Origin of the sequence: Nocardia sp. XZ_19_369 (genome assembly GCF_015355715.1) — a bacterium.
Classification (GTDB): Bacteria; Actinomycetota; Actinomycetes; order Mycobacteriales; family Mycobacteriaceae; genus Nocardia.
The window spans coordinates 29,912-46,123 of the sequence record NZ_JACVED010000016.1 but is presented as its reverse complement, the minus strand read 5'-3'; the positions used below and the strand labels follow the sequence as shown (position 1 = coordinate 46,123).

Sequence of the window (16,212 nt, the reverse complement as noted above, 5' to 3'; positions counted from 1 at the left end):
GGTCGTTGGGGCATCAGCGACGCGGTGCTGCTGCGAGCTGATCAGTGCGAGTTCTTGGGCCGGGGTGCGATGTTGATCGGGCGCAGATGGCGGGCACCGCGGGCGTCGGGGTCGGTATAGGACCAGTGCTTGCCGTGCCAGTCCGGATGCTGGGCACGCCAGCGGGTCACCGTCGCCTCACCGAGGGCCGCGGCCGTTCCGGCGCCACCGAGATGCTCGGCGAGTTCGAACTCGTCGCGGGTGATGGTCTCAGCCATACGGGAAACCTCCTGTGTCGGTGGGCCGTTGGAGCCCAATGGATTCAGATCAAGCGACGACGGGTTGCACCCGGTCGCGACGGTCACGAGTCGGCCGGGCCGGTGAGGGCTGGGCGTCGATGCAACAGAAGGGCGTCGGTGATGTCGTGAGCGTTAGGTGTCGACCCTGCCCGCAGGTCACACAACGTCCAGGCGAGACGAACGACGCGGTCGACACCGCGCGTCGATATCCCGCCAGCGCGTAGTGCGGACTCGACCGGCGCGACGACAGCGGGCGGGAGTGGGAACCGATGGCGCAGAACCTCTCCAGGCACCTCGGCGTTGGTGGTGACGCCATGCTCAGACCATCGACGGGCGGCGGCGTCGCGGGCTGCGGTGACTCGCTCACGCACGGCCGCGCTGGTCTCGTTCGCTGCGGTATTGCGCTGCAACCTGCTGGAGGAGAGCCGAACCCAGATATCGAGCCGGTCGGCCCAGGCACTGGTGAAACGGTTCCAGTAGCGGAAGCGTGTCGCCGGAGTGCAGACGCAATCGCCGTCGGTGCGGGCGGCGCACGCGCATTCGCTCGCTGCGGCGATCAGCTGGAACCGCGCAGGATAGGTCACAGTCGTTCCCGCGCGTCCGAGGTGGACCTGGCCGCAGTCGAGCGGGGTCCGCAATGCCTCGCACACCTTCGAGCCGAGCTCGGTAACCTCATCGAGGAACAACACACCGTGATGGGCGCGGCTGACTGCACCAGGCAGCAACCGCCATCCGCCACCGAGCATCCCTGGCACCGATGCGGAGTGGTGGGCCGCGATATACGGTGGCATTCGAGAGATCAGTTGGTGATCGAGCACACCGGCGGCGGAGGCGATCGCGGCAACCTCGAGCGCCTGAGCATCGGTCAACGGTGGCAGGATTGCTGGCAGGCATTGTGCCAGCAGAGTCTTACCGACACCGGGCGAGCCGACCAACGCGAGGTGATGTCCACCGGCCGCAGCGACCTCGAGTGCCCACTTGGCGTGGGGCTGGCCCGCGACGTGTGCCAGATCGATTGCTGGGGGCGGGTATCGCAGTTCGACGCGGCCGGGCTGGGCAAGGGGATGCTGGTAGCGCAGCCACGCCAGCACCGCCCGAAGGTCGCGGGCCCCGACGATCTCGATGCCCTCGACGAGCCCGAGCTGGGGCAGCGCGGCCTCGGGCACGACCACGGTGCGATAGTTGTTGTCTCGTGCGGTCACCACGGCGGGAAGGACCGCGCGCTCACCACGCAGTCGCCCGTCGAGGCAGAGTTCACCAAGAAACACTGTCCCGGAATCGGCTTGGGCGGGAATCACTCGAGTCGCATCCAGCACACCTACCGCCAGAGCCAGATCATGACTGGCACTGGGCTCGACGACGGGGGCCGAGGCAGCGAGGATGACCCGCGAGTCAGGCCAGTGTTCACCGGAGTTGGTGAGGGCCGCGCGCACGCGATCGCGCGACTCGCGCAGCATCCCGTCACCGATGACAGTGACCGAGGGCAAGCCGTGACTGAGATCGGCATACAGTTCGATGACCTGTCCGCTGACACCAGTCACCTGGACGGAACGCCCGACTCCGATCGTCATCAGTACACCGCCCGGTGATGGGTGATGACAGGTGGTTGGTCGCCGGATGACTGGACCGAGACGACATCGAAGCGAGCCGCCCCGAGCGAGCCATCCTGCTCGGCCAGCCAGAACAATGCCAGAGCACGAAGACGTTGCCGTCTCGTGTACGAGATGATGTCGATGTGGTCGGGTGAAGCGGTGCCGCTGATAGCGAGGACGCCAGCGAAGACCAGAACGCCGGTGCCCTCAGCGATCACATCGAGCACGCCGTATCGGCATCGCCACCTGGTCGCCACGACGGTGAGACCCTGGCTGCGCAGGTAGTCCGCAGCGAGGTCGATTTCGGGTCGGTCGGCAACTGGGGCTGAGGAGTGCTCTACGTGATCTTCGTCGTCCATGATGGCGTTGTCCTGTCGGTGAGGCGGGCAATGTTGCCGGGCGCTGCGGCGGCTGGAGGCATCACTGGAGGCGCCCGCGGAAGTTGGGTCGCGGCGAAGGGGTAGCCGAAGGCGCGGGAGCCGGTGCGCAACCCGGGGTCAGGTGCCGAGGGGAATCGGCACGCCTGGTGGCAGTATCAGCACGCTGGCGTCGAGGGGATAGGTCCAATCGGGCCTGTCGGCGTCCAGAGGGAAATCGAGGTCGGTGTCGAACCAGACCAGGATGTGCTGGTCATCGCGACGCAGCGCAACGACTGTTCGAGTGGTCTCGAACATGTCGACCACGGCGGAATTCAGTGTCAGCGCGCAGGCGGGGACGGTGTCGAGGGCGATGTCGTGGTCGTGGAGAAACCGCGCGGCGACCTCGGCGTGGCGAGCCGAGGGTGCGGAGATGACGCGGTGCCACGGCCGCGAATTCGGCTCGTCGGCGTTGACATCGGGGGTATGTACTGTCGCCGAGCCAGGTATCACCGCGGCGATGAGCAGCTGTTTCGGGGTGACGAGCCCAATGATGGTGAATGTGTGGCTCATACGAGCGCCATGGCTTGCAGGGCAAGGTCGTCGAGTGTGTCGGCGCGGTCGGGGTCGGGCACGGTTTGGCTGTAGCTGGTGACCGCGTGGGCGATCCCGGCGGCGGTGAGTTGGCCACCGGCGATGAAGTGTGACAAGACCCCGGCGCGTTCGTCGTCGTTGAACCCGAGGGTCTTGGCGACGACTTCGATGGTGGTCTCGGGCTTGGAAACCGGTTTCGCGGCGTGGTGTTCGAGCTCCTCGACACGCGCGGTGATGAACGCCGGAGTGAGCCATTCCGAGACCTTGTCGCGTGTTTCGGCGGTGATCACCGCGAGCCGTTTGCGGTAGGTGTCTTGGGACCAGCCGCCGATCGTGCCGGTGTCGAGCTTGTCACCCAGATGGCGCTTGGTGTAGGCGAACATCGGCAGCGTGAGCCCGTTGCCGCAGATCCTGATGAACAGTTCCGGTTTCAATGTCACCGCGTGGTGGCCGATTTCGGAGTTGGAGAACCGGAATCCGGCAAAGACCACTGGCTCCTTGCCGGGGGTGTAGCCGCGGCCTTCGCGGGCCGCTGCCCGGCGCCAGCGATCGATGTCGCCGGCGACGCGGCGGCGTTCGACGTCGAGGTCGGGGTTGTCGAACGGGTTGCGATAGTTGTCGAGGAATCCGGGCGCGAGCGCGGAGACCTTGGGGGAGAACACCTTGCAGTGCATGCTGGACTCGCTCAGGTCACACGAACGCACTTCCACATCGGCGTCGGCATCTCGTATGCCCTCGAGTACCGCGGTCAGCACATCGAGGTTGTCGATGATCCCGTAACGATCCGACAGGAACGCCCGCAACGCCCCCGGCTCACCGGGAACTCCGGAAGTGAACAGCCGCAACAGAAACGACCGTTCGCCGGCGTCGTCGGTGAGCGGGCCCGACCCGTGGAGGAGACCGTTGACGTTGGCGTCGTAGAGGTCGGTGCGCGATTGTTCGCGTAGCCACTTCAGGTAGCCCACAGGGATTTTGAGTTTGGTACCGATGTGGGAGTCCGCGGCGGCGGTCGGGCGATAGCGTCCGTCGACATCGGTGACTCCGCGCTCGTCGAGGATGGGCTCGACACCAGACAAATCCAGCAGTCCGTCGCGGGATCGCAACGCTGACGCGGAGGCGACGACATCGACCTTGGCGGCCTGCTGGCGGTTGAGCAACGCGACCAGATCACCGAGGTCGGCGTGACGAACAGTAGTGGGCATCAGCATGAAAACTCCTCTCGGGAACACAGATTGGGGGAAGCTCGAGCACGGTGCGGGTTTAGGCGGACAGCGGGCGGTTCATCGAGGCCAGCAGCGCGTAGGAGGCGTCGACGTCGGCCTGTGCCTGCACGTTGACCTGTCTGATTCGCTGTTCGAGGCCGCGCGCGGATTCGTAGAGGCTGCTGGCCTGCAGGCGCACCTGTTCGGCGGCCCAATGGCGATAGCGCGCGACCCCGTAGTCGGTGAGGAACTCGACGCTGATCGCGGTCAACAGATCGGTGAGCAGCGTGGTCGCGGTGTCGCCGATATCGGTGAGGCGCTGGCCCAGGATCAGATGCAGCGCTCCGGGTTCGCCGAGACTGACCATCGCGGCCGACCCGGCCGAGAATGGGTGAAATTCGGTGCGGCAACGCGGATTTCCCAGCGGGCGACCATCGACGACGAGGCCGAAGAACCGGAACTCGACCGCTGGGCGAGACTCGCGGCGGCCGTCGATGAGCACCGTGTGCTCGGACATGTCAACGAACACCCGTCCCCGGACCGGAGCGTCGTCAGTAGCGAAGATGTTGAAAGCGGTTCCGTGGGCGGCGGTGTTGGCCTGATCTTGGGGGGTGAAAGCTGGTGCGGGCATGAAAGATCGGAGTCCCTTCAATGTCGGGGGTCAGCTCGCGGCTCGGTCCGGGGAGCCCTGATGAGCGAACGCGTGGGTGATTGGGTGACCGTGGCGAGTGAGCGACGCCGGTGTGTGACGGCGGTGTCGGTGAAATCGCAGGTGACGATCTCTGTGGCGATCGGGGTGTGATGCCAGTCGTCGCGGTAGTAGCTGGTGTCGATGCCGCAGTTGGCGTGCAGGGCGATCCCGGTACCGGCCTGAAAACGGTGATACTCGGTGTCGCCCTGGTCGTGCTCCATGGCGCGGCGACCGCTATAACGGAACGGCGCCGAGGACTGCGGGATCAAGAACACTCCGTGACGAGCCACCTGGCTGGCCACCGCGATCGCGTGGTATTCGAACCGCGCACCGTGGTAGCCGGGGCCATCAACGGTGCGGGCGACGGCACCAAAGGGCGGATTGGCGATCACGGTGTCGAACAGCCGCATTCGTTGCCGGTGCACGCGCAGCAGATCCCCGCACCACCAGCTCGCTCGGGCACGACCTTCATCCCGACACGCACGAACTCCGGGTTGCGCTCCACACACACCAGATCCCGGGCTGGATCGCCGTTGACCTGCCCCCATGGGTTGCGGCAGGCGAAGGCCAAATGCCCGATTCCCGCCCCCAGATCCAGAATTCGGTTGCCGACGACCTCGAGGCGCATGTCGCGCGCCAACCCCGGTGGGGTGAAGAACGCCCCATCGGTGGCTTGGGTGGTGCTGGTCGATTCCTGATAATGAGTGAGTACGAACAGCTTCTCGTCCTCGCTCAGGTCCCGGCGTAGATCGACCAGCGCACAGGCATCACGGTGCGCGGCGGCAGCGGCGCGTCCCAGCTTGCCCATAACAGAACACCTCCTGACACACGAAAGCCAAGCCCCTGCAAGGCTCGGCATCAGCTGACTTGTGCTGCAAAAACGCGCGATCGATCCCGCAGGCCAAGACCGCGATCGTCGGTACGTCACAGGCGAAGGCCATCTGGCGAGCTCGCGAGGCGATCCCCTGGTGGCGCTCGAACAGATCGTCCACCCGCGGGGTCCGAAGATGCTGGGGCCGAGGCGGGTGTAATCGGCCATTTCGACTGTCTCTCAACTATTTTGGTGGAAGAAGCACCGCCGGATCGATGCCGAGTTGAAGGAGGCCGAGTTGGGTGCTGAGAACGATGTCGATATCGTCGATAAGACCGTCGCCTTCGTAGGCGCGGGCATGGGTGAGCGCCCAGTCCGCCAGCAGACTTTGCTGTTCGGCGAGGGGTGGGATCTGTTTGACGTCGCCGCACGCCAGTCGTCCGGTTGCTATCGCCTCGTCGATCGCGCGCCAGTAGAGGTTCAGCACCTCGGTGGCGTAGGCGGCGATCTGCATCGCCTGTGGAGCGTGCTGGACCATCCGGTCCGCGGCGCGTTTGTCGGGAAGCTTGTCCGCGTTGCGGACACGGTAGGCGATGTGGTCGAGCGCTGTGCGCAACGGTTCGTCGGCGTCGCGGGGATCGATCGTGTCTTTGTCGGTCAATTTCATTGTCCCCTAACTATTTTCGGGCCTGTGGTGCCGAGGCCGTAGTAGGTTTGCGCGCCTGTCCGCCCACCCTGGGAAGGGTGCGGCGATGGCTGGTTATGCGGTGCGCACAGCGCTCACGGCAGCGCGCGCGATGGCGGCGGCGCAGTTGCTGAGTTCGCGCACGGTCGCGCCGGGCGGCGAAGTCGCCGACGAAACGATCAGTGACCATGTCGCCGTGGCCGGTGGAGAGCCAGCACCGACGACAGCGCCAACGGGAGTCGCGGTCGCCTCCCGCAACGACGCCGAACTTCGCACCCACAGCGCCAGCGGTGCAACGCATTCCGGCATAGAAGTAGGTCGGCTATGCAGTCCGGCCAGGATGTCGGTGGGCCATTCCCGATCCTCGGGAGCGAGCAGACGCCCGACCAGACCGTCCAAGGTCTCGAGATCTCAAGCAGCGAGCGCGGAAGACGCGTGATCGCGATGCGATGCGCGGCGAACGCGAGTGGCGCTCACGCGCGTATGCCATGCGTGCGAGTACTAGAGCGCCCCTGCTGGCGAGCCGGCACGAACGCATCGGGTCAGGTTTCGCGTCCGGTGGCGGTGAGGGCACCGTTGAGGTCGGCGATCGCCGTATGCAGTGCGTGCGCGGCGTCGGCGGCGATGTGGCCCAGAGTGCGCACCGTTGGCGGGCGTCCTGCCCGAGGCGGGAACGGTTCGGTGTAGACGAACACGGCTACCGTGGCGCCGGTCTCGGCGTCGAGGGCATCGATTAGCAGCAGGGCGTCTTCACGGTCGTCGTCGAGGACAAGTGTTACTTCGGTTCCGGTGTCGGAGCGGACAATCAGGTGATCGGTAGCTGCATGCTCGATGGCTGATTTGAGGAAAACGATCCACGACTGCTCCCAGTCTGTGAGCTCGACCGGATCGAAATACAAGAACCTGAGATCAGCCCACAGAAATTGATGAATTGCCGCGCGGACGGCCTTAGGCTCGGAGGTCAGGGTCAACCGGACCATGGTCACGACCTCTCCGAGATGACGGCAGCGCGCTGGCCGCTGAGCTGGCCGATGGGTCTGCCGTTTCGCCAGTTCCGCCAGGCGTCTTGGATGGACGGACGCGATCTGCGGGCGGCGACGAGCACGGCGAAGGAATGACCGAAATCGATCGCATCACCAGAGCCCAGGCCGGCGGCGTCGCAGTACCCGCGGGCATAGCCGACTGCCTCGAAACACAGCAGCAGCGCACCGCGATCGGTAAGGGCCGTTGTCCATTGCTCGTAGGTGGGTACTCGGTTCATCACGCGCACCTGCCCAGTTCGGCGGCTACGTCACCGGCGTGCAGCCATGCCTGCCACGCTCGGGGGACCGAATGGACGAAACAGCGTTGCTGCGTCAGGAATTCGGCGAGATAGAGCGCATAGGCATGCGCGAACGTGGTGGCCTGCGTGCTGTCGCCCTGTTCCGATCGCGCGTCCTGCCAACCCCAGGCATAGCCCTCGGCGCGTGCGTGCGCCTCGGCGACCGGTGTGCCGAATCGGCGCCGAACCCGGTAGAACGCCTCGGCCAAGCTGGCGTCGGAATCTGTTGCGGACATGACAAAATACCCCCTCGTCGGAGTGGTGAACGGAACGATCCGTGATGTCGCTACGCGGATCTGGCCGCCGCGAGATAGGTGCGAGCCTCGACGAATGCGCGGACTCGGTTGTGGACCTGTTCGGGCCACCAGATCGGTTCGGTGATCGCGAATCGATCGACCGGGATCTGGACAGGCTCGCCCCGCAGGCGACCGGGCTGACGACGCTGGGCTGACACATGTACCGCGCCCGGACTGGTGACCGGTTCGGGCGGTGTCGCGTACCAACGCTCGGGGTGAGCCCACCGCGCGTGGTACTCGATGCCGTCGAGGGTCCACGACCAGTGCTCGGCTGCGGGGCCGCGGTGATGGTCAAGGCGGGTCCTTCCGCCGCGACGCTTCGGGCGGGGCGGCACATCGGTGGTCTCGAGTTCGGCGAGCAGATCGCCGAACTGTTCGCGGGCACGGGCTTCGGTCATCGCCGCGGTGACCTCGTGGTAACGGACGGTGTGATCAGTAGTCAGCTCGCGGTGAGAAGTCAGCTTCGCGGCCAGCGTGTGCAGCGGGATACCGCCGATCGAGAGGTTGACCACCGACAGAGACTTCTTGTTGACCCGCGACACCTGATGCCACTTCTTGCCGCCCAGTCGGACGAAATCGCCGACGGTGAAGTCCTCGGGCCCGAAACCGGTGGTGACGCCCTCGGCGATCTGCTGAGCGCGGATCTGTTGCCAGTAGGCGATGTCCTGGCCGCGCTGGGTCATCCGGGCGATCACCCGTTCGCGATACTCGCCGGTCGCCGCTGGGGTGATGTCCGCGGAACGGACCTCGCCGTCCACCCGGGACACGACACGGGTGTGGCCGTCGAGTAGGCGCTGATCACCGCGCTGCTCCGCTTCGAGGGTTTCAATGCGATTAGCCACCGTCTGCGGGGAATACCGCCGCTCGGTCGTCCGTGCCGCCGCCTCGGCGCGCTGATGCGCCGTCGCTGCATCGCGGTCGGCGTGTATCGACCGGTCCCAGGCATTCCACGCCTTATCGATAGCCTTGCGATGGCGGCGTTCGGAATGATGTCCGATCTTGATCGGCTCACCACCGGGCGGCAAACTCTCCACTGCCCGTCGCTGCGCCGCGTCGGCCGCCACTGCCCGGTCATTCTTGCGGGATGCCTTGTCCTGCAACGCGACGACCCGATCGTATTGCCGTTCGGCACGGGCGGCTTCAGCGACCTCGGTAGCACGTGGGGTGCGGTCGATGTGGACTTCGACGTCGAAGCCGGCCTCTCGCAACTGCTTGGCCGCGTAGTTGATCACGTACTGCTTGGGTTGGCGATCGCGCGAGCAGTGAACACACCACTGTCCCAGGCCGCGAGCCCACTTCCAATGCCCCACAGCCTTTTTCACCTCCACCATCACCTCATAGGTGCCATCATCACGTTCGGTTCCCTGAAGCAAGGTGCCCTCCTCGGCGGAGTGCGTGATCCGAATACACATCGATTCCACCTCCAATGAGTCCTTGAATGCGCATGTATGCATGAATTTGAACCGGCTGTCAGGCTGCGCGTGGTTCGCTACGGGTTGTCTGAGTTCTGAACCGTCAGGCGGTGGTAAAGCTCACGGTCGGATGCCTGCCAGCGTGTGAACGGCGGTCAGAGCAACTCCATCTCGGCGGGCAGGGGCACCTGGCCGGGAGAATGGCTGATCAGGGCCTGTAGTTGAGCGGGTGTAAGTCCGGCGGCCATGGTGAGCTGGTCATGGAGTGTGCCGGTGGGGATGTAGGCGAGTTGCTCATCGACGTGATAGAGCCCGAGCGTCCAGCCAGAGTCGTCGTTTCCTTCCAGCTCGCCATTGGACGCCAGCACATTGAGCCCGTTTCTCAGCTGGCCGCAGAGGCCGTAACAGCCGCCGCCGGTGGATCCAACCTCGGCTGGTTTGGTGCAGAATCGGGAGAGAAGCGACAGCTCGGCGCTGTACTTGTTGGCGAAGTATTCCCACCTCACGGCAACTCCTTTGTCAAGTAAGCGGTTTCCCGGGGATGCACGTGTTGATGAGGTCGCGCGCGACGGCGATCTCTGCTGGCAGGCAGTGCTCGAGCGGGACTTCGCTCCAGCAGTTTTTGCAGCACAGCTGCTCGTCATGGAAGGTCGCGAAGGCATTGCAGCACTTGGTCAATGCCGTCCTGGTTCCGCCATCATCGACGACGAGGCAGCCGGAGGCAGTGAGTCCGGCGAAGCGCTCATAGATATCCCGCGTCATCTCGACGACAGGCAGATTCACAATCACGATCGGCCGGGGCGGATCGAAACAGGTGTGCCGTTCGGGGGCGAGAATCTCGATGGAGCAGGGACCGAAACCGCATGCGCAATAATAGATTTCGCCATCACACTCGGGCGCATGTGCCATGGTGTCTCCTTGCTGGAACGGTAGGCCGGTGGGGAGCGCGTATGTCGGGTGATCACGCTGTCGGCGCGCTGAATTCGATGACGGGATCGATGTCGGTCGCGATCTCGCCGATCCAGGTGCCGGGCACGGCCGGAGAAGACGTCCGGTCGTCGTTGGCGCTGGACTTGAGACCGAGCTCGCGCAGCAGGTACTCGCTGGGGTGATAGAGCTGATTGGGGCTGCTCAGAAGGAACGCCGGTGCCCTCACCGGCCCGGCATTCGCACGCGGGTTGTGATCGGATCGGTGGACCCGCAGAGGTTCGGAAACAGAGTCGAGCTCGGCGAGGACGTGATCGAGCGTCGCGGCCGTGCGCCCCGGCGCCAGAGTGCCGACCAGGTGAGCGGGTAGGACGAGGTCGGCTGTGCAGCAGCCATCTAACCAGCGGGCCAGTGTCCGCAGCGACAGCAGAACATGCCCAGCGCGGCCCTCGGCGTCCTGTTGTTCGTAATCGGCGGACTCGACGTCCCACAGGTAGCCGACCACCGCGCCGATCGCCTCACAGAAATGGTCATCGAGCGGGCAAGGATTAGCGACAGAACGGGAACTAGACACTTGCACAGGGGATCTCCTTGATCGCTGGTGAATCGGACGGGCGGTGCTGCTCATGCGGCGGTGCGGGTTCGGGCGTAGGTGAGCGCGGCGGTTTCCATGGCCAGTAGCCGGGTGTCGGCGTGTCCATGCCAACGGGTCTCGAATCCGGGCCGCTGCTTATCGGTGACCGAATCAGGAGCGATCGTGAAGAACTCCTCGATTCGTGGATAGGAGGACAGCGGTGGAGTCAGCCAGACCCGGATGTGCTCCCCATCGACTGTCGGGCGGACCCGTACATGAGCAGCCAGCTCATCAAGGAAGGCAACAACCTCGGCACGGCTGCCGCGCAGCGTCGTTTCCACCGATCGCCACGCCTTACCCGGCCCGCTGTAACAACGGCGTACTCGGTAGACCGCCCATCGGCAGCGATCGAGTGCCGCAGCGGCAAAGGAGAGGACCTGCTCAGCGTCGTCACGACGCAGCCGATCGGTCAACGATCTGCCCGGACCGAACAACCCGGAGTTGCGGTTGAGCGCGACGGCCACGTACTCGTCGACGAGATGGTCGAACGCCTCGGCGGGCATCTCGCGGAATCGGTCGAGCTGCTCAGGCCAACCGGCCTCGGAGACGAAACAGCATTGGCGGCAGCACGATTTCGGCCACCACACCCCGAACAACCCGAACAGATACCCCTGGCATCGTGCACGTGACCAGCCCGCGGCGTGCAACGGGTAGATCGGATGTCGCTGTCCGCCGATCGTGACCGAGGAGTCCTTCTCGATCCGCCGCGACTCATCGGCATTGAATCCCACCGCATGCAGATACGGCTCCTGCGCGAAATTCCGTGCACGCCAGCCATCCAGCGGCACCCCCTTCGCCTTCGCCGAACTTCACTGCACTACGCAAGGCGACACGCCGCTCGACCTTCTGGCTGCGGCAGCGATCCGTGCGCCGTCATGGGGGCGATGACGACGCCGTGAATCCGGCCTGCATGTGCGGCGGGAACACGCCATAATCTATGCTGCGGAGCGCGCGATCTTGAGAGCCGTGGCGCCGGCCGACGAACGCGCCGTCGGGCACCAGGATACGAAAAGGCCCCCGACCACGAGGCCGAGGGCTTGTCCGGGGAGACCTCTCAGGTCAGGAGCTCTGCTTGCCGCCTGAGGTTATTCCGAACCGGAACTCGACCCCATTGACATCGCGTCTCAGCCCATGCCGCAAATAGCAAGATGGCACCACCCCCTCGACCAGACCGCGGCCTTACAGCCACTCTGGTGTCGGCAACGACCCTGAGGTCAGCTTCGTCAAGTTTACGAAGCCGAATAACCGCTGCCGCAAACCACAGAACGCGTGGGTCCGCACCGGCAACCATCCGACAAGCGAGCTCGAAGGTGCCAGTGAACGAGTATTGCCGAAGCCCTGCACACCCCCCACGACCTGCTTACGCTGGTGCCGACGGGCCATCGCAGTCCGCTTCTTCTTCGGGTGGGAGAGTTTCGTGGCAAGCACCGCGATAACACGAATCGCGGCACCGACCGCAGCAACCGCGATCGTGACCACCACACTGGCGATCGTGGTGAACCTCGCCACCGGCAGCGTGCATTCGATCTGGCTGTGGGCCGCCGTCGCCGTACTCACCCTCCTCAGCTTCGCAGTATCGATGTGGCTACACCACCAAAACGCCGCGTCCCCAACCGAACCGGCACGCGGACTACGCCTCACACGCAGCAAAGCCCGCAACGTAAACATCGGAAACGTCCGATCCCCCGGCGACGGCATCGACATCACCCGATCAAAACTCCTCGGAGACCTCACCGCCGGCGACATCACTACAGGACCGGATCAACCACCCACCCCTTGATCGGCGCGACGGACACCGACCACTACGCCGCGCCCAACCCAACGGTCAACCACACCATCGGAATCACCCGATCCCGATTCCGGGACTTCCACTTCCATCCGCCAGCGACTGACTCGCAGTCATCGCCGGTACGCGTCAGATCCGGTGAAATCCCGCAACCTCCACAGCATTACATGACACGCCCCGAACTCGACCAACTCCGCGCGGTTCTCCAACGCAGCACGGTCGGGGTCATCGTCACCGGCATGCGTGGCGTCGGCAAAACCCAACTCGCCGCAGCCCTGGTCCGCGAACACCTCGACACAGACCTCGCCCTTATCGGATGGGTCAACGCCGAAACCCTCGACACCACACACGCCGGACTCGCCGACATCGCCGAACACCTCGGAGTAGCAGACCTCAACGGCGACTCCGCGAACTCCGCGCGACGCCTCCGCAACCACCTATCGAGCCGCACTGAAGCCGGTCTACTGGTCTTCGACAACGCCCTCGACCCTGATCTACTCCGACCACTACTACCCGTCGGCGGAACAACTCAAGTGGTCATCACCAGCACCAACAAGACCTTCACCGCCCTCGGCGAACCCGTCCAACTCGACGTCTACACCGACCAGCAAGCCATCAACTATCTCCACGAAGCCACCGGCTTGACCGACCGCGACAACGCCAGCCGCCTCGCCGCTGCACTGGGGAACCTGCCAGTCGCGTTGTCAGCCGCGGCAGCGACCATCGCCGGGCGACACCTCGATTTCCTCCAGTACTTGAAGCTGCTGGAGCAAAGTCAGCTACCGGAGGTGTTGGAACGCAAAGCAGGGCACGACTACCCCCGATCGGTCGCTCAAGCCCTCCTGCTCTCCATCGACACTGTCGAAGCCCCCAACGAAATCTCGGCTCTCAACATAACCGTTCGCTGGCTGCTCGGGGCAATCGCGATGCTGTCGCATGCTGGTGTACGCCGCGCGATCCTTCCTGACCACGACGAAGAAATAGATAAGTCAGTGGAGCGGTGCGTGGACGGGTCACTGCTGTCATGGTCGACCACTGGCGACACCCTGATCATGCACCGACTCATCGCCCGAATCCTGCGCGAACGCGCTCAATCCACCAACACCACCACCGAACTCATCACCAACGCGCTGGCCATCGTTGAACCCCACCTGTTCGACCCGAGCGAGGCATGGACACGCCGCGAGCAAGGCATCCATCTGGTCGACCACATAGACGCAATATGGGATGCTCAGCTACTCACAACTACCAATCTGCCCCTTACCGAACGTGCACTACGAACACGCGCGTGGGCCGTCCGCCAGTTGGTCGAATCGGCAGATCTCGCCCGTTCCCTAACCCTCGGACCACTCACCCTCATCGACTGTGAGCGACTCTTGGGACCCGACCATCCCGAAACCCTCACCTCACGCAGCAACCTCGCCCGCGCCTACGAATCAGCAGGCCAACCCTTCAAAGCCATCACCTTCTTCGAGGCCACCCTCACCGACCGGGAACGCATCCTCGGCACCGGCCACCCCCAGACCCGCAATACCCGGAACAACCTCGCTGGTGCCTACAGAGCGGCAGGCCGACTCGATGAAGCCATCATCCTTCACGAGTCAAACCTCGCCGACCGCGAACACATCATCGGGGCCGACCACCCGGAAACCCTCACCTCACGCAACAACCTCGCCTACGCCTACAAAGCAGCAGATCGACTCGACGAAGCCATCATCCTTTATGAGGTCAATCTTGCCGACCGCGAACGCATCCTCGGACCCGACCACCCCAAAACCCTCATCTCACGCAACAACCTCGCCGACGCCTACGAATCAGCAGGCCGACTCGACGAAGCCATCACCCTCCACGAGTCAAACGTCACCGACCGCGAACGCATCCTCGGACCCGACCACCCCAAAACCCTCACCTCACGCAACAACCTCGCCCACGCCTACAAAGCAGCAGGCCGACTCGACGAAGCCATCACCCTCTATGAGGTCAACCTCGCCGACCGCGAACGCATCCTCGGCACCGACCATCCCCATACCCTCACCTCACGCAACAACCTCGCCGACGCCTACGAATCAGCAGGCCGACTCAACGAAGCCATCATCTTGTTCGAGGCCACCCTCGCCGACCGCGAACGCATTCTCGGCCCCGACCACCACGAAACCCTCACCTCCCGCAACCAACTCGCCCGCGCACGCGATGCCCACAACGCCAAGGGCTGAGCGCCCACGAAATCGACTAAGCCCCATCCGCATCGGATGAGGCTTAGTCAGGTCGGGAGCGAGCCGGTCTGGCGGGCGGTGTCGTAGAGGGAACGTGGCCAGGACCAGCACACCGGCGTCGCGCCATCAGCGAAGAACGACGGCAGACCAAAGAGGCCATCCGCGTCAGCACACATCGGCGGCTCCTTTCAGGTCGACGCCGCGGCGCACCCGGTTGAGGCGGGCCGAGCGATGGAAATCAGATACCGGTGCCTGGCTCAGTGATCCGTTGTTCCGAGATCGACGCCGAGATCCTCGGCAGCAGCGGCACCCAGACGACTCCATGTCGGGAGATGGGATGGGGGCACGGGCTGGTTGAGGACGGCGTAGAGCAGCTTGGAGGTGAAGTGGTGGGGATCAGCTGCGAGGGCAGCGGTTACGGCGACGAGAGCGAGGGGACCGTCGCCGCGCAGAGAAAGGCTGTAGGCAAGTAGTGCGGCGGGCGCGGCTCGCTCGGGCCCGGTGAGACTGCGAAGGAGCAGCGTCCAGAGTTGTTCTACGACGGGCTGGTATTCGCTTCTCGCGGTCGCGTGCAAGCAATCGAGGACCATCTGGTCTGCCAACACCATGGCAAGTTCGGCCAACCGCTGCGGTGGCACATCCTCGCCTGCGGCGATGTCGGCGGCACACCAGAGGACGAATTCCAGGCCGCGACGGTAGTGACTGTTCCAGCAGTCGTTGGCCATCGCCCGTCCCCGCTGCGCCTCGGCGCGAATCCTCGCCGCGGGCAGCAACGTCTCAACCGCTGCGCTGAGATCGGGATCCGGGTCGAGGGCGCTCATGAGTTCCTGCCTGGAACTAAAGACTGTCTGGCCCTTCGCTCTGCGATCAGCGGCAGCAAGTGATTCGGATGGATCGGTGAGGACGCCCTGGTCCTCGCTGTCGGTCAGCGACCACCACAGCGATCCCGGCGTGACGCGCCTGGTTGCCCAGACTTGCCTGATGGGTGCGCCCGCGGCAGCGAGTCCGGCGGCCAACACAGCGAGTGTGCGCTCGATCCCAGGTGCCGGAAGTGGTTGCAGCGTTGGGCCGATCAGCCGGTCATCGACGACAACAACAAACGCCACGGAGGCATCTATGCGACGTGCGGCCTGAGCCGCGGCGTCGACAAGGCGCTCGACATCACCAGTAAGATCGAAAGCGACAATCGCGGTGCGCGCCAGCGAGTCGGTGTCTTCCCCCGCAGGCCCCATCTCGGTGTTGATCAGCATGATCACCAGCTGGCGGTGGGGTGCGTAGCGCAGCCGTGCCGGGATAGACACGATCAACCCAGTCGGATCGAACCGTGGAAGCGACATTGGTAGAACTCCTTCCAGAGATCAGCACAGTGGTTGACATCGGATGAGCGTTGACTGCAGAGCCAGCTTCTGGCGTC

Annotated in this window: 21 protein-coding genes; 1 reads left to right on the top strand and 20 read right to left on the bottom strand. The window is 64.6% G+C overall.

The genetic code is table 11. The features are described from left to right. Window positions 1-41 precede the first annotated feature (41 nt). The 18 genes from IBX18_RS40785 to IBX18_RS40700 form a co-directional block, all read right to left on the bottom strand. Complete coding sequence (locus IBX18_RS40785; protein WP_194838764.1) at window positions 42-257, bottom strand: hypothetical protein; 216 nt, start codon at window positions 255-257, stop codon at window positions 42-44. 83 nt (window positions 258-340) lie between these two features. Further along, complete coding sequence (locus IBX18_RS40780; RefSeq protein ID WP_194838763.1) at window positions 341-1,849, bottom strand: YifB family Mg chelatase-like AAA ATPase; 1,509 nt, start codon at window positions 1,847-1,849, stop codon at window positions 341-343. Beyond that, on the bottom strand, window positions 1,849-2,229 hold the full coding sequence (locus tag IBX18_RS40775; protein WP_194838762.1) for a YraN family protein: 381 nt from the start codon (window positions 2,227-2,229) through the stop codon (window positions 1,849-1,851). The genes IBX18_RS40780 and IBX18_RS40775 overlap by 1 nt, the downstream gene beginning before the upstream one ends. A 138-nt stretch (window positions 2,230-2,367) precedes the next feature. Beyond that, window positions 2,368-2,799 carry a hypothetical protein gene (locus IBX18_RS40770; RefSeq protein WP_194838761.1) on the bottom strand — a complete coding sequence of 144 codons (432 nt, stop codon included), beginning with the start codon at window positions 2,797-2,799 and terminating at the stop codon, window positions 2,368-2,370. Then, a complete protein-coding gene (locus IBX18_RS40765; RefSeq protein ID WP_194838760.1) occupies window positions 2,796-4,028 on the bottom strand; it encodes a hypothetical protein in 1,233 nt (410 codons plus the stop codon). Before IBX18_RS40765 ends, IBX18_RS40770 begins: the two co-directional genes overlap by 4 nt. Before the next feature lie 52 nt (window positions 4,029-4,080). Beyond that, a complete protein-coding gene (locus IBX18_RS40760; RefSeq protein WP_194838759.1) occupies window positions 4,081-4,653 on the bottom strand; it encodes a hypothetical protein in 573 nt (190 codons plus the stop codon). A gap of 17 nt (window positions 4,654-4,670) precedes the next feature. After that, window positions 4,671-5,123 carry a hypothetical protein gene (locus tag IBX18_RS40755; protein ID WP_194838758.1) on the bottom strand — a complete coding sequence of 151 codons (453 nt, stop codon included), beginning with the start codon at window positions 5,121-5,123 and terminating at the stop codon, window positions 4,671-4,673. Then, on the bottom strand, window positions 5,102-5,521 hold the full coding sequence (locus IBX18_RS40750) for a hypothetical protein (protein ID WP_194838757.1): 420 nt from the start codon (window positions 5,519-5,521) through the stop codon (window positions 5,102-5,104). The genes IBX18_RS40755 and IBX18_RS40750 overlap by 22 nt, the downstream gene beginning before the upstream one ends. Window positions 5,522-5,768: 247 nt before the next feature. After that, complete coding sequence (locus IBX18_RS40745; protein WP_194838756.1) at window positions 5,769-6,191, bottom strand: hypothetical protein; 423 nt, start codon at window positions 6,189-6,191, stop codon at window positions 5,769-5,771. Between the two features lie 560 nt (window positions 6,192-6,751). Continuing rightward, entirely contained in the window at window positions 6,752-7,180 is a 429-nt protein-coding gene (locus tag IBX18_RS40740) for a hypothetical protein (protein ID WP_194838755.1), read from the bottom strand. Window positions 7,181-7,191: 11 nt separating this feature from the next. After that, complete coding sequence (locus IBX18_RS40735) at window positions 7,192-7,470, bottom strand: hypothetical protein (protein ID WP_194838754.1); 279 nt, start codon at window positions 7,468-7,470, stop codon at window positions 7,192-7,194. Continuing rightward, entirely contained in the window at window positions 7,470-7,766 is a 297-nt protein-coding gene (locus tag IBX18_RS40730; protein WP_194838753.1) for a hypothetical protein, read from the bottom strand. The genes IBX18_RS40735 and IBX18_RS40730 overlap by 1 nt, the downstream gene beginning before the upstream one ends. 50 nt (window positions 7,767-7,816) lie before the next feature. Beyond that, the gene (locus IBX18_RS40725) at window positions 7,817-9,238 is read right to left on the bottom strand and encodes a DUF3560 domain-containing protein (protein WP_194838752.1); all 1,422 of its coding nucleotides are present in this window, start codon (window positions 9,236-9,238) and stop codon (window positions 7,817-7,819) included. Between the two features lie 155 nt (window positions 9,239-9,393). Further along, window positions 9,394-9,744, bottom strand: a complete 351-nt coding sequence (locus IBX18_RS40720; protein ID WP_194838751.1) for a hypothetical protein — start codon at window positions 9,742-9,744, stop codon at window positions 9,394-9,396. A gap of 13 nt (window positions 9,745-9,757) precedes the next feature. Further along, the gene (locus IBX18_RS40715; RefSeq protein WP_194838750.1) at window positions 9,758-10,147 is read right to left on the bottom strand and encodes a hypothetical protein; all 390 of its coding nucleotides are present in this window, start codon (window positions 10,145-10,147) and stop codon (window positions 9,758-9,760) included. Between the two features lie 52 nt (window positions 10,148-10,199). Continuing rightward, entirely contained in the window at window positions 10,200-10,670 is a 471-nt protein-coding gene (locus IBX18_RS40710) for a hypothetical protein (RefSeq protein WP_194838749.1), read from the bottom strand. A 119-nt stretch (window positions 10,671-10,789) separates the two neighbouring features. Next, window positions 10,790-11,587: a hypothetical protein gene (locus IBX18_RS40705; RefSeq protein WP_194838748.1), complete on the bottom strand. Its 798-nt coding sequence runs from the start codon at window positions 11,585-11,587 to the stop codon at window positions 10,790-10,792. A 391-nt stretch (window positions 11,588-11,978) separates the two neighbouring features. Beyond that, complete coding sequence (locus IBX18_RS40700; RefSeq protein WP_194838747.1) at window positions 11,979-12,356, bottom strand: hypothetical protein; 378 nt, start codon at window positions 12,354-12,356, stop codon at window positions 11,979-11,981. 396 nt (window positions 12,357-12,752) lie between these two features. Here IBX18_RS40700 and fxsT point away from each other — a divergent pair, with 396 nt between their 5' ends. Continuing rightward, window positions 12,753-14,798, top strand: coding sequence for an FxSxx-COOH system tetratricopeptide repeat protein (fxsT, locus tag IBX18_RS40695; RefSeq protein WP_194838746.1), 2,046 nt, complete (start codon window positions 12,753-12,755; stop codon window positions 14,796-14,798). Between the two features lie 47 nt (window positions 14,799-14,845). Here fxsT and IBX18_RS42965 read toward each other — a convergent pair whose 3' ends face one another. Then, a complete protein-coding gene (locus IBX18_RS42965) occupies window positions 14,846-14,974 on the bottom strand; it encodes a hypothetical protein (RefSeq protein WP_255528300.1) in 129 nt (42 codons plus the stop codon). An 81-nt stretch (window positions 14,975-15,055) separates the two neighbouring features. After that, the gene (locus tag IBX18_RS40690) at window positions 15,056-16,135 is read right to left on the bottom strand and encodes a DUF4192 domain-containing protein (protein ID WP_194838745.1); all 1,080 of its coding nucleotides are present in this window, start codon (window positions 16,133-16,135) and stop codon (window positions 15,056-15,058) included. Window positions 16,136-16,212 lie beyond the last annotated feature (77 nt).

What these genes read in the sequence shown, in the direction of transcription:
- IBX18_RS40730 (WP_194838753.1), bottom strand. Translation starts at nt 7,766, where the DNA reads ATGTCCGCAACAGATTCCGACGCCAGCTTGGCCGAGGCGTTCTACCGG.
- IBX18_RS40765 (WP_194838760.1), bottom strand. Translation starts at nt 4,028, where the DNA reads ATGCTGATGCCCACTACTGTTCGTCACGCCGACCTCGGTGATCTGGTC.
- IBX18_RS40780 (WP_194838763.1), bottom strand. Translation starts at nt 1,849, where the DNA reads ATGACGATCGGAGTCGGGCGTTCCGTCCAGGTGACTGGTGTCAGCGGA.
- IBX18_RS40785 (WP_194838764.1), bottom strand. Translation starts at nt 257, where the DNA reads ATGGCTGAGACCATCACCCGCGACGAGTTCGAACTCGCCGAGCATCTC.
- IBX18_RS40725 (WP_194838752.1), bottom strand. Translation starts at nt 9,238, where the DNA reads ATGTGTATTCGGATCACGCACTCCGCCGAGGAGGGCACCTTGCTTCAG.
- IBX18_RS40715 (WP_194838750.1), bottom strand. Translation starts at nt 10,147, where the DNA reads ATGGCACATGCGCCCGAGTGTGATGGCGAAATCTATTATTGCGCATGC.
- IBX18_RS40760 (WP_194838759.1), bottom strand. Translation starts at nt 4,653, where the DNA reads ATGCCCGCACCAGCTTTCACCCCCCAAGATCAGGCCAACACCGCCGCC.
- IBX18_RS40745 (WP_194838756.1), bottom strand. Translation starts at nt 6,191, where the DNA reads ATGAAATTGACCGACAAAGACACGATCGATCCCCGCGACGCCGACGAA.
- IBX18_RS40750 (WP_194838757.1), bottom strand. Translation starts at nt 5,521, where the DNA reads ATGGGCAAGCTGGGACGCGCCGCTGCCGCCGCGCACCGTGATGCCTGT.
- IBX18_RS40775 (WP_194838762.1), bottom strand. Translation starts at nt 2,229, where the DNA reads ATGGACGACGAAGATCACGTAGAGCACTCCTCAGCCCCAGTTGCCGAC.
- IBX18_RS40690 (WP_194838745.1), bottom strand. Translation starts at nt 16,135, where the DNA reads ATGTCGCTTCCACGGTTCGATCCGACTGGGTTGATCGTGTCTATCCCG.
- IBX18_RS40770 (WP_194838761.1), bottom strand. Translation starts at nt 2,799, where the DNA reads ATGAGCCACACATTCACCATCATTGGGCTCGTCACCCCGAAACAGCTG.
- fxsT (WP_194838746.1), top strand. Translation starts at nt 12,753, where the DNA reads ATGACACGCCCCGAACTCGACCAACTCCGCGCGGTTCTCCAACGCAGC.
- IBX18_RS40735 (WP_194838754.1), bottom strand. Translation starts at nt 7,470, where the DNA reads ATGAACCGAGTACCCACCTACGAGCAATGGACAACGGCCCTTACCGAT.
- IBX18_RS42965 (WP_255528300.1), bottom strand. Translation starts at nt 14,974, where the DNA reads ATGTGTGCTGACGCGGATGGCCTCTTTGGTCTGCCGTCGTTCTTCGCT.
- IBX18_RS40755 (WP_194838758.1), bottom strand. Translation starts at nt 5,123, where the DNA reads ATGCGGCTGTTCGACACCGTGATCGCCAATCCGCCCTTTGGTGCCGTC.